This is a genomic window from Citrobacter sp. RHBSTW-00029, assembly GCF_014104295.1.
GTDB lineage: Bacteria > Pseudomonadota > Gammaproteobacteria > Enterobacterales > Enterobacteriaceae > Citrobacter > Citrobacter youngae.
In genome coordinates, this window is sequence record NZ_JABXRT010000001.1 from 2,167,419 (window position 1) to 2,180,184 (window position 12,766).

The window sequence follows — 12,766 nt, forward strand, 5'->3', positions numbered from 1 at the left end:
GGGGCATATGACCTGGTTTATTGACCGGCGTCTTAACGGCAAGAACAAGAGCACGGTAAATCGCCAACGCTTCTTGCGCCGTTATAAATCGCAAATTAAACAGTCGATCTCCGAGGCCATTAACAAGCGTTCGGTGACCGATGTAGATAGCGGCGAATCTGTCTCTATTCCGACCGATGATATTAGCGAACCGATGTTTCATCAGGGGCGCGGTGGCCTGCGTCATCGCGTGCATCCAGGTAATGATCATTTTGTACAGAATGACCGTATCGAACGTCCGCAGGGGGGCGGCGGCGGTTCAGGTAGCGGACAAGGCCAGGCCAGTCAGGATGGCGAGGGTCAGGATGAGTTCGTCTTTCAGATATCTAAAGATGAATATCTTGATCTGCTGTTCGAAGATTTAGCGCTTCCTAATCTGAAGCAGAATCAGCAACGTCAGTTAACGGAGTTTAAAACGCACCGTGCAGGATTTACCTCCAACGGTGTGCCCGCCAATATCAGCGTGGTGCGCTCCTTGCAAAACTCACTGGCGCGTCGCACAGCAATGACGGCGGGTAAACGTCGTGAACTGCATGCGCTTGAGGCCGATCTGGAAACCATCGCCAAAAGTGAACCCGCGCAGTTGCTGGAAGAGGAAAGGTTACGCAAAGAGATTGCCGAACTACGGGCAAAAATCGAACGCGTGCCGTTTATAGATACTTTTGATTTGCGCTACAAGAATTATGAGAAACGACCCGATCCTTCCAGCCAGGCGGTGATGTTCTGTCTGATGGACGTCTCCGGCTCAATGGATCAGTCGACTAAAGATATGGCAAAACGTTTTTATATCCTGCTGTATCTGTTCCTGAGCCGCACTTACAAAAACGTGGAGGTTGTCTATATTCGCCATCATACTCAGGCGAAAGAGGTTGATGAACACGAGTTCTTCTACTCTCAGGAAACGGGGGGAACCATAGTTTCCAGCGCCCTGAAGTTAATGGATGAAGTGGTAAAAGATCGCTACAACCCTGCCCAGTGGAATATCTATGCCGCTCAGGCATCGGATGGCGATAACTGGGCAGATGATTCACCACTGTGTCATGAAATCCTGGCGAAAAAACTGCTGCCGGTGGTGAGATATTACAGCTATATCGAAATCACTCGCCGTGCGCACCAGACCTTGTGGCGTGAATACGAACATCTGCAATCAACCTTTGATAACTTTGCGATGCAGCATATTCGCGATCAGGATGATATTTACCCGGTATTCCGCGAACTGTTCCATAAGCAAAGTACGACCAGCAATAATTAGCCTAAACAAATCAGTCAGCGCGTATATGTGCTGACTGATTTTATAAATAGTGCCCCATCCTGTTTTTATTTTCCCTTAACAGAGCAGCAGGCAATGTAGTTTAGCTGATGACGTTGCGAACGGAAGAAGCGAAACATTTTCAGGAACCGACGGCGATTTTCGTAAGTGCGTAAACCGTTAAACATAATTTTAATCGCCCCAGTAACTCCCTCATCACGAATTAATCCTCCTGGCGACATCAGCGACATAGCGCCATTCTGCTGCATGACCTGTTCAAAACCGCAGTTGAGAAATAACTCACGCCAGCCTTGTCTGGTCATCGGACTCACGTTTGATTTCACCACCTCCACAAGCTTGCCCTGCTCGCTCGCGTCCAGTCTTTGTGTGGTGAACATAATGTCGTGGGTTAACAGACGACCGCCGGGTTTCAACACGCGATAATATTCGGCAATTAATTTCGCCTTCGCTTTATCGGCATACATTGTCAGCATGGCCTCGTTAATCACCACATCGAAGCTGTTATCCGCAAAAGGAAGGGTACTGGCATTCGCAGCCATCACATGAATGTGATTTTCCAGCCCATTTGCTGCCACATTATTTCTGGCATTTGATAGCGCGGTTTTATCCATATCGATAGCGTAGACCGTACAACCAAAGCGTTGCGCTATCTCTATCGCCGTGGTGGCCATATTACAGGCCACTTCCAGCACCTGGCTGTCGGGCGCCAGCTGTGACTGGCTGAACAACCACTCTGTTGCTTCAATGCCCCCCGGACGCAGACGGGTTTTGCCCAGGCTGGCTAAGAACGTATGGCCCGCTTTTTCAGTCGTGCTCATCTGCCTGTCTCCTTTTCTATAAGTTGCATTATAAATACAACATTAAGAGTTAAAGGTGAAGAGTACGAATGTTTTTTATTACAAAATGTCCTTCCGCGTAGCGTTAGAGAGGAGCTATACCGTGTGATAGACTGAAGTATCAGACTTACAGGGCTGTAAATCATTATGAAATTGCATCATAAAGCGCTCAGGCTCTTTATCTCCGTTAGCGTAATTGTTTTGACGTCTTCTTTTTTGGTTTATGAGCTCATTGCAAGCGATAAAGCGATGAATGCGTACATGCGCTATATCAATGAGAAAGCCGACTCATCGTTTCTTTATGATAAGTATACTAATCAAAGTATTGCCGCCCATCTGATGCGCACATTTTCATCCCCTCAGGAACCCGCGTCTGTCGAACAACAAAAAGCACTTTGCAACGCTTTCGACAGCGTTAACGGCACTCATGGACTCAATCTCACAGAGCATAACTACCCACCATTGCACGGGACGCTGCAAACCACCTCAACGAAATGTAGCGAACAACTTGAAGACATATTCCTGCTGCCCTCTTTTGATAAGGCGGTAAACGCTAATCGTGAGCAGAAAGATTACGGTCAGGGATTAGGTACGCTGGAGTATAAATTCCGATATTACGTCGACCTCAAAAATAACTACGTCTATTTCTATGACCGAATCGACTCGCGCCAATTTGCGATACATAACTGGACGTTTTTGCAAAAAGGCACCCTGGGCATCGACCAGAATGATATTGACGGTATTTTCACGGGGCGTACGGTGATCTCCAGTATTTATCTGGATAACCTGACCGGGAAAAAGGTGATGAGCTTTTTAACGCCGGTCTACTCTACCGGTAAGTTAAAAGGTGTAGTAATGGTGGATATCAACAAAGAGAATTTAAAGAATATCTTTTATACCAGCGACCGGCCTCTGGTATGGCGCTATCTTAACGTTACGCTCTCGGATACCAGCTCCGGTAAAGAGATTCTCGTTCACCAAAGTGAGACTAACCTGTTTCACTATGTTCACTACGAGAAGGACATTCCAGGCGGCATACGCATCACTTTAACGCTTGATTTAATGTACTTTATTGTCTCATCCTGGAAAATCTTCGCTTTCTATCTGCTGGCAACAATTTTGCTGTTGAATTTGGTCAGAACGCATTTTCGCTTGTATCACAACGTCACGCGCGAAAATATCAGTGACGCCATGACCGGACTCTACAATCGGAAAGTTTTAACCCCGACGCTCGAACAACGTTTGCAGCAGTTGGTCAATACGGGCACTCTCGTCACCTTTATCGCCATCGACTGCGATAAGCTGAAAGTCATCAATGATACGTTAGGGCATAAAGAAGGTGATCGGATTATCACTCATCTGGCCAAAGCCATTCAAAGTTCCATTCGCAAAAGCGACTACGCCATCCGCCTCGGCGGCGATGAGTTTTGTATCATCCTCATCGACCATCCCAGTGATTTAACGCCCCGCCTGCTGGAGAGAATTCGCTATAACTTACAAATTATTGCGCATGATATATCCATCAGCTTCTCAGCCGGGGTTTATAATATGCAGCCGAACGACACTATTGATGATGCTTACAAAGCATCTGATGCACAGCTCTATATGAACAAACAGAAAAAACGCGCCGGTGCGTGATTATTTTTCTGCAGGATTTTCATTGTTGTACCAGGAGTAAGTCATGACGGAAGTGAACAAAGGTAACGCAACGCATCAGCGTTTAATTTCGCTGTTGTCAGAGCAAGGCGCAACGTACCGCGTGGTAAGCCATGAAGCCGTCGGCAAATGTGAGGCAGTTTCTGAAATTCGTGGTACCGCGCTCGGCCAGGGAGCAAAAGCCCTGGTCTGTAAGGTCAAAGGCAACGGCGTTAATCAGCATGTGTTGGCAATTTTGCCCGCTGACCAGCAGGCCGATCTCAGTTTGTTAGCGGGTCATATTGGTGGGTTAAGAGCATCGCTTGCCAGCCCGGCGGAAGTCGATGAACTTACCGGCTGTGTATTTGGCGCGATCCCGCCGTTTAGCTTCCACCCGAATCTCAAGCTGGTCGCCGATCCGCTATTGTTTGAGCGTTTTCATGAAATTGCGTTTAATGCCGGGTTGCTGGAAAAATCTGTGATCATGGATACCGCAGATTACCTGCGTATCGCGCAACCTGAATTAATCCCTTTCCGCCGCGAACAATAACGGTCTGCGTTAGCAGTAAAAAACGTCGCATCGTGCGTTAGCCCAAAAAAAATCATAATCATTAAAAAAAGCCTGTTCCGTCACGCGTTTACGCGTACAGTAAGCAGGCTTATTTTTTCTTTTGGCAAGGAAACTACGATGTTTGATGTCACTCTGCTGATCCTGCTTGGACTGGCAGCTCTGGGCTTTGTCAGCCACAACACCACTGTCGCCGTTTCAATTCTGGTGCTGATAATCATCCGTGTTACTCCGCTGAATACATTCTTCCCGTGGATTGAAAAGCAGGGGCTTACCGTTGGGATTATTATTCTGACCATTGGCGTCATGGCGCCGATCGCCAGCGGAACGCTGCCCCCCTCTACGCTTATTCACTCCTTTGTAAACTGGAAGTCGCTGGTCGCTATCGCCGTCGGCGTTGTTGTCTCCTGGCTTGGCGGGCGCGGCGTCACGCTGATGGGTAGCCAACCTCAACTCGTCGCCGGTTTACTGGTGGGCACGGTTCTGGGCGTGGCGCTGTTTCGCGGGGTGCCAGTGGGACCGCTCATTGCGGCAGGTCTGGTCTCGTTGATTGTTGGGAAGCAGTAGTCAATCCTGCCAGATAACGGCCTGGCGTTTGTCCCAGGCCTTTTTTGAACATGGTGATAAACGCGGTCGTTGAATCGTAACCGAGCATTTGAGCAACCTGCTGTACATTGTGCCCGTCGATTAGAGCTTGCAGCGCCAGGATCAGCTGTAGCTGGTGACGCCAGCGGCGAAAGCTTAATCCTGTTTCTTTGACAACCAGACGAGCAAGGTTACGCTCACTCATGGCAAACACGTTGGCCCACTGCCCCAGTGTTTGCCATTGTGCAGGTTCCTGCGCCATCGTCGCCACCATCTTGCGAATTTTCGGGTGATCGGATACTGGTAACTGCATTTGCTCCTGTGGCTGCTGCGGGAGTTCGTCAAACAACACCTGCGTTAACCGCTGGGTAGCTGGTTCACAGAGCTGGGCATCCGTTTTGTTCGCCAGCGCAAGAATAAGTTCCCGACATAACGGAGCGATTTTCAGCGTGCAGCAACATTCAGGCATCACGACAGCCTGCGGCTCAATAAACAGAAAACACAATTGCGCGCCCACGGTAACGTGGTTGCTGTGTGGAATTTCGCCAGGGATCCACACCGCATATTGCGGCGGCACCATCCACATGGCGTTCTCCACTTCGCAGGTAATTGCACCATGTAACGCCAGGATTAACTGACCTTTGCGGTGTTGATGCAGTGGGCTGAAAAGTTCATCTTCCTGAGCCTGAATACAAAAAGCCACGGCGGCATCGTGGTAAAGATCGGGTTGATACCCATCCAGTCTCAGCCCCAACATCAGAATGTCCTATTTTAGCGATAAACTGTCATTTTAGCTTGATTCATCCATAGTGTAAAAACGCTAAAGTATCGCCTCGCCTGACGATATGAGAAAAAAATGATTATTACACCTTCCTCCCGCGGCAAAAGCGCAGTGCTGCTGATCGCGGGGATCCTGATGATTGCCACCACACTACGCGTCACCTTTACCGGTGCAGCCCCATTGCTGGATGCCATTCGCGCCGACTACGGCCTGAGTACCGCCCAGACGGGACTTCTGACTACCCTGCCGCTGCTGGCCTTCGCGCTGGTATCCCCCCTCGCTGCCGCCATTGCGCGCCGTTGGGGCATTGAGCGCAGCCTGTTAGCCGCCATGCTGCTGATCTGTGTGGGTATTGCTATACGTTCGCTCCCTTCATCCGGAGCCTTGTTTGGTGGGACGGCAGTCATTGGCTGTGGCATCGCACTGGGAAATGTCCTTTTGCCGGGACTCATTAAGCGTGATTTTTCACAGCATGTAGCAAAGCTCACCGGGGCGTATTCGTTAACGATGGGCGCTGCAGCAGCGCTGGGTTCGGCAATGGTCGTGCCGCTGGCGTTAAATGGCTTTGGCTGGCGCGGCGCACTGATGATGTTAATGATCTTTCCGCTGCTGGCGTTATTGATCTGGTTACCTCAATGGCGCCAGACGGCCAATGCCAGCCTCAGTAATTCGCGAGCGTTGCACTCCCGCGCGATCTGGCGCTCCAGTCTCGCCTGGCAGGTCACGCTGTTTTTGGGCATCAACTCACTCATCTATTATGTCATTATCGGCTGGTTACCCGCCATTATGATCAGCCACGGCTACAGTGAGGCACAGGCGGGATCGCTGCATGGTTTGCTGCAACTGGCGACCGCAGCTCCCGGGCTACTGATCCCCCTCGTTCTGTATCGGTTTAAAGATCAGCGTACTATCGCCGCACTGGTCTCGTTAATGTGCGCTGTCGGCGCTGCAGGGTTTGCTGTTATGCCCGGGCAGGCGGCCCTGTGGACCGTGCTGTTTGGCTTTGGCTCCGGTGCCACGATGATCCTCGGTCTCACCTTTATCGGGCTACGTGCAAGCTCAGCGCACCAGGCTGCCGCGCTATCAGGCATGGCGCAATCTGTCGGATATTTGCTGGCCGCATGTGGGCCGCCGGTGATGGGGAAAATTCACGATCTTAACGATAGCTGGCAGATCCCGCTGGTTGGCGTCGCACTGCTCGCTCTCATCATGGCCGTGTTTGGCGTCTGTTCAGGACGCGACAAAGAGATCGCCAGCACGTAATACACCGGGCAGGCGAATAAGCAACCTGCCCAGTTGTTATCCTCTGGCCGCGCGCAGCAGTGCCTGGACGAGCGGTACAGGCTTTCCTGCCAGTGCCCCTCGTTCATGCTGAAAAAGCGTCCCGACATAAAACGGATGTGTCACCAGTTCAATAGCGCGAACATCACCAGCGTCATCCCAGCCCGTCACTCGCAGATCGCCGCTTTCAAGCTCAGCAGCAAAAGTTTCCGACACGCCATAGTTACAGTGATACCCCTCTGTAATGACATCCCGTCCGTAGGCTCTGGCGATCAGCGTATTCGCGCGCAGTTCAATATCATCCGTCTTTTCGACCAACGAGCAGGTCAGCGGTGCAATCACCATACGGCCCGAGGTCTCTGTTTCCGCATGCGCAGCATCACGCCAGCCCAGCACATTGCGAGCATACTCGAGAATGGCATGCTGAAAACCGCCACAAGTGCCCAAAAATGGAATGCTGTTTTCGCGGGCGTAACGTATTGCCGTCAGCGCGCCTTCCTGGTGCTGGTAAGGACTGCCAGGGACCACCCAGATGGCATCATAGCCGACTAAATCTTCGCCACTACTAATATCAGATGTGGTGAGCCAGTCATAATCAGCCACTAATTCCAGAACGGCAGCAGCATCATCGATGGCAAGGGGAATAGCCTGGTGCGCCACAATATCGGGGCTGTAATCGCCCACCAGCGCAATGCGAAGCGTATCTTTAACAGGGGAAATTTCCATTAACTTTCCTTATGTCCAGACAATGAGGGACAACATAAGGAGCCTCAGCCTACCGATTTTTTGTTGTTACCACAATCCCTTAAATTAAGAGTCTATGTGGCCAAAATGCTATAATGGTCACGTTTTACGATCTTATTTAGCCGTCGTGAAGACGAGTTCAGTGGCTTAACGGAGCGGATTAAGAGATGAATATTCAGTGTAAACGCGTGTATGACCCGGCAGAAAAAAGTGATGGCTATCGTGTTCTGGTCGACAGGCTGTGGCCGCGCGGGGTGAAAAAAACCGATCTTGTTTTCAATGAATGGGATAAAGCGCTGACGCCCTCATCTGATTTACGTAAGGCATTCCACGCAGATATCATCGATTTTGCTCATTTCTCCGAGCAATACCGCGCAGAACTTGCCCAGCAACAGCAGGAAGGCAAGCGACTCGCGGACATTGCCCGGCAACAGCCGTTAACGCTGCTGTATGCAGCGAAGGATACACAGCAAAACCATGCGCTGGTTCTGGCTGAGTGGTTACGTCAATTGTGACAGCGGGTTATTTGCCCGTTGCCGGATGATCTCTGCGCCAAAGCGCCCATTCATCAATAACTTCGCCACCGGGTAGTTTGCAATCCGACCTTACGCCTTGCGGTGTCTGCACCGCAACCAGCACGCCGCCCTTTTGCTCACAATATACGGATGCCGGGTTCGCCATGCCAATTTTCGGTGGTACTGGTGCTTCAGGTGATGTGGAACACCCCGCCAGCACCAAAATGCCGGGCACAACAATAGAGGCAAGTTTCATATTCACTCCTGTTAAAAACGTTACACTGGAAGAGTACCCCGACTCCCCACCTATCTCCATGTTTTACTGACGAGTTTCAATCCCATGTCTACATTTTGACCCGGATAGCGTGTTTCATCTTTCCCTCCGATGTTCTATTATGCGGGCAATACAGGACTTATCAGCATTCTGGAGTATTTGCCTCTCATGTCAGACATGATCCTTGCCCGAGTCTCACAATCATTAGCTACAGAGCAGTCTGTTGAGAGTCTGGTTCGGCAACTTCTGGAGATGCTGGAGGTAGTGACTGAGATGGAGTCGACCTATCTTACTAAGGTCGATTTAGATGCGCGTCTGCAGCATATTCTGTATGCGCGTAATAGTAAGCAAATGCAGATCCCCGAAGGGCTGTCGGTGCCGTGGGATGAGACACTCTGCAAGCGCGCAATAGACGCAAACTGTCTGTATAGCGATAACGTTCCCGCGCGTTGGCCAGAATGTACCGCCGCACGCGCGCTGGAGATCACAACCTTTCTGAGTACTCCTGTCCACCTGCCCGATGGCACGTTCTATGGCACCCTCTGCGCCACCAGTCGTCAGCAACAACCGCTTAGTGAACGAGGTGAACAGGTACTGCATCTGTTCGCGGGCCTGATAGCGCAGTCTATTCAGAAAGAATCGCTGGTTGCTCAATTACGTGAAGCGAATGCTGCGCTGATCGCCCACTCCTACACTGACGTTCTGACCGGGCTACCTAACCGTCGGGCAATCTTTGAAAATATCGAAACCCTCTTCTCGCTGGCACGCCACCTGAGGCACAAAATTATTGTCGCCTATATTGATTTAGATGATTTCAAACTGATCAACGATCGTTTTGGGCACGAAGTCGGTGACCAGTTTTTGATCCAAATTGGCCAGCGTTTACGCCGTGGATGCAGTGAGAATGATATTCTTGGTCGTCTGGGCGGTGACGAATTTTTAGTCGCCAGCCTGTCATTGGGAATCGAAATGTCGCCGTGTGTTCGTTTGCAAAGCGTGAAAAACCACTTACAGCAGCTAATTTGCGGTGACTATGACCTTGGTGATATCTGTCTGTATTATCCGGGAGCCAGTCTGGGAGTTGTAGAAATTGACCCGCTGGAGACAGACGTCAACTGTGCACTTCATCTTGCAGACAGTGCGATGTATCAGGATAAGAAACGCCAGGATAAAACCGCTTTTGTCGTACATTAAGCCCTGTTATGCTTAATCGTCTTTAAATTATTCTGGCAGATAAGCGTATGCGACTCGGTATTATTTTCCCCGTTATTATTTTCATTTCCGCTGTCGTTTTCCTGTCCTGGTTCTTTATTGGCGGCTACGCCTCACCAGGAGCATAACGATGAAAAAAACAACGCTTATTATGATTGGCGTGGCCATTATTGTCGTGCTGGGAACGGAACTGGGCTGGTGGTAATCTGAGAAAAAGGCCACTTATCAGTGGCCTTTATTGTCAGTATGTTTGCTTAGCTTTTGATTTTTCTGTAGATAAACAACACTACAATCGCACCAATAACGGCTACGACGAAACTGCCAAAGTTGAACCCATCGACTTTACCAAAACCAAAGAAGGTACTGATCCAACCGCCCACTACCGCACCAACCACCCCTAAGATAATGGTCATAAAGAATCCACCGCCATCTTTACCCGGCATAATCCATTTTGCCAAAATCCCCGCAATAAGACCGAAAATCACCCATGAAATAATGCCCATAATATCCCTCGCTTATGTTTTTAAGTTAACGATTCACTCGTTGTATAAAAGCATAGCATAGCGCTGAAAAATTAAAATTTGTGATCAATATCACCTGTTATTTTCATCTTTTTCTGATCTTTCATAAGGTTAAACCATTCGATGGCGGCATTTGCCCTGACGTAGCTCGTCATTAATGTCGAATCGTCAGTCATTCAGGTCTACTGACTCCCCCTCAGCCCCTGCCATTGCTGGGTTTCCACTTCTGGCACACTTTATGCTTAAACAGCCTGTCACTATGACAAATCGTAGTCCGCGATGCGTATCGCGTGGCTCCGTTTACAATTCGCGCTATTTCAGCATTTAACAGGTCTGTTATTGATGAAAAAAATCACCAGTGTATGCCCTTACTGTGGGGCCGGGTGCAAGCTCAAGCTTGTTGTTGAAAATAACAAAATCATCCGCGCCGAAGCCGCAGAGGGTGTAACGAACCAAAACCAGTTATGCCTGAAAGGCTACTATGGCTGGGACTTTCTTAACGACACTCGCCTTCTTACTCCCCGTCTGACTCGTCCGATGATCCGTTATGAAAAAGGTGGGAAATTCACTCCCGTTAGCTGGGATGAAGCCATTCGTTACACCGCAAAACGCTTATCCGATATCAAAAATACCTATGGTCCTCGCGCCATCATGACCACCGGATCTTCACGTGGAACAGGGAATGAGACCAACTACGTGATGCAAAAATTCGCGCGTGGTGTTCTCCATACCAATAATGTCGATTGCTGCGCCCGTGTCTGCCATGGCCCTTCCGTTGCCGGGTTACAGGAAACGTTAGGCAATGGCGCCATGAGCAATTCCATCAGCGACATTGAAAACTCAAAATGCCTGCTGATCTTTGGTTACAACTGTGCCGACTCGCACCCGATTGTGGCTCGCCGGGTGCTCAAAGCTCGCCAGAACGGGGCAAAAATCATTGTCTGCGATCCCCGCCGCATTGAAACTGCCCGAATTGCAGACCAGCATCTGCAGTTGAAAAACGGTTGTAACATGGCGCTGGTCAACGCGTTTGGCCATGTGCTTATCGAAGAGCAACTTTACGATCGCGAATATGTGCAAAAACATGCCGAAGGCCTGGAAACATACTGGGAAACCGTCAAGGATTACGCGCCTGAAGCCGTTGAACATTTAACGGGTGTTCCCGCACAGCAGGTTCGTCAGGCGATGCGTACTTTTGCCGCAGCGCCCTCGGCAACTGTGATGTGGGGAATGGGCGTCACCCAATTTGGTCAGGCCGTTGACGTGGTTCGTGGCTTGTCGAGCCTGGCGTTGCTGACCGGCAACCTGGGACGCCCTAACGTCGGCGTTGGGCCGGTGCGTGGGCAAAATAACGTGCAGGGCGCGTGCGATATGGGGGTGCTGCCTAACCAGTTCCCAGGGTATCAGGACGTGACCGATTTCACCGTCAGGGAGAAATTCGCCAACGCCTGGGGGATTGACGTTAATCAGATGGATGACAAGGTTGGGACGCGCATCACCGAAGTTCCGCATCTGGCTATCGAAGGCAAAATTAAAGCCTACTACATCATGGGGGAAGATCCGTTGCAAACCGAGGCCGATTTAGGTCTGGTCCGCGAAGGGTTTAACGCGCTCGATTTTATTGTCGTGCAGGATATCTTCATGACCAAGACAGCGGAAATGGCCGACGTCCTCCTGCCGGCCACCTCCTGGGGCGAACACGGCGGCGTCTTTACCTGCGCCGACCGCGGATTCCAGCGGTTTGAACAGGCGATTGAACCTACGGGGGATGTCAAACGCGACTGGGAAATCATCAGTCTGCTGGCCACCGCAATGGGCTATCCGATGCAGTATCAAAGTAACCAGCAAATCTGGGATGAGATGCGCGAGCTATGCCCGCTCTTCTACGGCGTGACTTACGAAAAAATGGGTGATATGGGTCATGTACAGTGGCCATGCCCGGAACTCGATCACCCAGGTACGCCGTATCTGTATGCACACAGCCAGTTTGATACCGCCAATGGCAAAGGTAAATTGTTTGCCGCACAGTGGCGTGCTCCTGCAGAAGTACCTGATGAAAAGTACCCAATGGTATTATGCACTGTGCGCGAAGTCGGCCACTATTCGTGCCGCTCGATGACCGGCAACTGCGCAGCATTGCAGGCCCTGGCCGATGAGCCTGGGTATGTGCAAATCAATACCCATGATGCAGAAAAATTAGGTATTCGTCATCGTGACCTGGTATGGGTCAGTTCGCGTCGTGGCAAGGTTATCAGTCGGGCTGATGTCTCTGAACGCATCAACACCGGAACGGTGTATATGACCTATCAATGGTGGATTGGCGCGTGTAATGAGTTGACCCAGGATAATCTGGACCCCATCTCGAAGACCCCGGAAACCAAATATTGTGCCGTCAATATTGAGCACATTAGCGATCAAGGATGGGCAGAGAAGTATGCCGCACAAACGTATAGCGACATGAAATCACGCCTGTGCGAGGCCATTGAGTAAGTCACCGCCCAGGCC

The 12,766-nt window shown here is 50.4% G+C and carries 15 protein-coding genes; 10 read left to right on the forward strand and 5 right to left on the reverse strand.

Features of this window, described 5'->3' with window-relative positions:
- Positions 1-7: 7 nt before the first annotated feature.
- The gene (locus tag HV041_RS10760) at positions 8-1,291 is read left to right on the forward strand and encodes a YeaH/YhbH family protein (protein WP_048211926.1); all 1,284 of its coding nucleotides are present in this window, start codon (positions 8-10) and stop codon (positions 1,289-1,291) included.
- A 65-nt stretch (positions 1,292-1,356) separates the two neighbouring features.
- On the opposite strand, the gene HV041_RS10765 is transcribed toward HV041_RS10760, so the two are convergent.
- A complete protein-coding gene (locus HV041_RS10765) occupies positions 1,357-2,127 on the reverse strand; it encodes a class I SAM-dependent methyltransferase (RefSeq protein ID WP_048211927.1) in 771 nt (256 codons plus the stop codon).
- 165 nt (positions 2,128-2,292) lie between these two features.
- Between HV041_RS10765 and dgcJ the strand changes: the two genes are divergently transcribed.
- From dgcJ to HV041_RS10780, 3 genes are all read left to right on the forward strand, one after another.
- On the forward strand, positions 2,293-3,783 hold the full coding sequence (gene dgcJ / locus HV041_RS10770; RefSeq protein WP_101741748.1) for a diguanylate cyclase DgcJ: 1,491 nt from the start codon (positions 2,293-2,295) through the stop codon (positions 3,781-3,783).
- Positions 3,784-3,826: 43 nt separating this feature from the next.
- Positions 3,827-4,330 (forward strand): YbaK/prolyl-tRNA synthetase associated domain-containing protein, encoded by a 504-nt coding sequence (locus HV041_RS10775; RefSeq protein ID WP_048211929.1) that lies wholly within the window; start codon positions 3,827-3,829, stop codon positions 4,328-4,330.
- Positions 4,331-4,468: 138 nt separating this feature from the next.
- Positions 4,469-4,915, forward strand: a complete 447-nt coding sequence (locus HV041_RS10780) for a DUF441 domain-containing protein (protein WP_182294214.1) — start codon at positions 4,469-4,471, stop codon at positions 4,913-4,915.
- On the opposite strand, the gene HV041_RS10785 is transcribed toward HV041_RS10780, so the two are convergent.
- Positions 4,872-5,690: a helix-turn-helix transcriptional regulator gene (locus HV041_RS10785; RefSeq protein ID WP_061067752.1), complete on the reverse strand. Its 819-nt coding sequence runs from the start codon at positions 5,688-5,690 to the stop codon at positions 4,872-4,874. The two genes, HV041_RS10780 and HV041_RS10785, sit on opposite strands and share 44 nt — an antisense overlap.
- A gap of 99 nt (positions 5,691-5,789) precedes the next feature.
- Between HV041_RS10785 and HV041_RS10790 the strand changes: the two genes are divergently transcribed.
- Positions 5,790-6,977, forward strand: a complete 1,188-nt coding sequence (locus HV041_RS10790; protein ID WP_121584527.1) for a CynX/NimT family MFS transporter — start codon at positions 5,790-5,792, stop codon at positions 6,975-6,977.
- Positions 6,978-7,013: 36 nt separating this feature from the next.
- Here HV041_RS10790 and HV041_RS10795 read toward each other — a convergent pair whose 3' ends face one another.
- Positions 7,014-7,721 carry a CTP synthase gene (locus tag HV041_RS10795; protein WP_121584526.1) on the reverse strand — a complete coding sequence of 236 codons (708 nt, stop codon included), beginning with the start codon at positions 7,719-7,721 and terminating at the stop codon, positions 7,014-7,016.
- Between the two features lie 185 nt (positions 7,722-7,906).
- On the opposite strand from HV041_RS10795, the gene HV041_RS10800 reads away from it, so the two are divergent.
- Positions 7,907-8,254 (forward strand): DUF488 domain-containing protein, encoded by a 348-nt coding sequence (locus HV041_RS10800; protein ID WP_061067749.1) that lies wholly within the window; start codon positions 7,907-7,909, stop codon positions 8,252-8,254.
- A gap of 7 nt (positions 8,255-8,261) precedes the next feature.
- Here the strand turns inward: HV041_RS10800 and HV041_RS10805 are convergent, their stop codons facing one another.
- Positions 8,262-8,510: a DUF333 domain-containing protein gene (locus HV041_RS10805; protein WP_005120367.1), complete on the reverse strand. Its 249-nt coding sequence runs from the start codon at positions 8,508-8,510 to the stop codon at positions 8,262-8,264.
- Positions 8,511-8,696: 186 nt separating this feature from the next.
- Here HV041_RS10805 and HV041_RS10810 point away from each other — a divergent pair, with 186 nt between their 5' ends.
- The 3 genes from HV041_RS10810 to yoaJ are packed head-to-tail and all read left to right on the forward strand — an operon-like array spanning position 8,697 to position 9,945.
- Complete coding sequence (locus HV041_RS10810; RefSeq protein WP_121584525.1) at positions 8,697-9,722, forward strand: sensor domain-containing diguanylate cyclase; 1,026 nt, start codon at positions 8,697-8,699, stop codon at positions 9,720-9,722.
- 47 nt (positions 9,723-9,769) lie between these two features.
- Positions 9,770-9,868, forward strand: coding sequence for a YoaK family small membrane protein (locus HV041_RS10815; protein WP_086523648.1), 99 nt, complete (start codon positions 9,770-9,772; stop codon positions 9,866-9,868).
- 2 nt (positions 9,869-9,870) lie between these two features.
- On the forward strand, positions 9,871-9,945 hold the full coding sequence (yoaJ, locus tag HV041_RS10820; protein ID WP_099530266.1) for a protein YoaJ: 75 nt from the start codon (positions 9,871-9,873) through the stop codon (positions 9,943-9,945).
- Positions 9,946-9,994: 49 nt separating this feature from the next.
- On the opposite strand, the gene HV041_RS10825 is transcribed toward yoaJ, so the two are convergent.
- A complete protein-coding gene (locus HV041_RS10825; RefSeq protein ID WP_005120370.1) occupies positions 9,995-10,243 on the reverse strand; it encodes a GlsB/YeaQ/YmgE family stress response membrane protein in 249 nt (82 codons plus the stop codon).
- A 360-nt stretch (positions 10,244-10,603) separates the two neighbouring features.
- Between HV041_RS10825 and fdhF the strand changes: the two genes are divergently transcribed.
- Positions 10,604-12,751: a formate dehydrogenase subunit alpha gene (gene fdhF, locus HV041_RS10830; RefSeq protein WP_121585482.1), complete on the forward strand. Its 2,148-nt coding sequence runs from the start codon at positions 10,604-10,606 to the stop codon at positions 12,749-12,751.
- Positions 12,752-12,766 lie beyond the last annotated feature (15 nt).

What these genes read in the sequence shown, in the direction of transcription:
- HV041_RS10810 (WP_121584525.1), top strand. Translation starts at nt 8,697, where the DNA reads ATGTCAGACATGATCCTTGCCCGAGTCTCACAATCATTAGCTACAGAG.
- dgcJ (WP_101741748.1), top strand. Translation starts at nt 2,293, where the DNA reads ATGAAATTGCATCATAAAGCGCTCAGGCTCTTTATCTCCGTTAGCGTA.
- HV041_RS10780 (WP_182294214.1), top strand. Translation starts at nt 4,469, where the DNA reads ATGTTTGATGTCACTCTGCTGATCCTGCTTGGACTGGCAGCTCTGGGC.
- HV041_RS10765 (WP_048211927.1), bottom strand. Translation starts at nt 2,127, where the DNA reads ATGAGCACGACTGAAAAAGCGGGCCATACGTTCTTAGCCAGCCTGGGC.
- HV041_RS10785 (WP_061067752.1), bottom strand. Translation starts at nt 5,690, where the DNA reads ATGTTGGGGCTGAGACTGGATGGGTATCAACCCGATCTTTACCACGAT.
- HV041_RS10825 (WP_005120370.1), bottom strand. Translation starts at nt 10,243, where the DNA reads ATGGGCATTATTTCATGGGTGATTTTCGGTCTTATTGCGGGGATTTTG.
- HV041_RS10800 (WP_061067749.1), top strand. Translation starts at nt 7,907, where the DNA reads ATGAATATTCAGTGTAAACGCGTGTATGACCCGGCAGAAAAAAGTGAT.
- HV041_RS10775 (WP_048211929.1), top strand. Translation starts at nt 3,827, where the DNA reads ATGACGGAAGTGAACAAAGGTAACGCAACGCATCAGCGTTTAATTTCG.
- HV041_RS10790 (WP_121584527.1), top strand. Translation starts at nt 5,790, where the DNA reads ATGATTATTACACCTTCCTCCCGCGGCAAAAGCGCAGTGCTGCTGATC.
- HV041_RS10815 (WP_086523648.1), top strand. Translation starts at nt 9,770, where the DNA reads ATGCGACTCGGTATTATTTTCCCCGTTATTATTTTCATTTCCGCTGTC.
- HV041_RS10760 (WP_048211926.1), top strand. Translation starts at nt 8, where the DNA reads ATGACCTGGTTTATTGACCGGCGTCTTAACGGCAAGAACAAGAGCACG.
- HV041_RS10795 (WP_121584526.1), bottom strand. Translation starts at nt 7,721, where the DNA reads ATGGAAATTTCCCCTGTTAAAGATACGCTTCGCATTGCGCTGGTGGGC.
- HV041_RS10805 (WP_005120367.1), bottom strand. Translation starts at nt 8,510, where the DNA reads ATGAAACTTGCCTCTATTGTTGTGCCCGGCATTTTGGTGCTGGCGGGG.
- fdhF (WP_121585482.1), top strand. Translation starts at nt 10,604, where the DNA reads ATGAAAAAAATCACCAGTGTATGCCCTTACTGTGGGGCCGGGTGCAAG.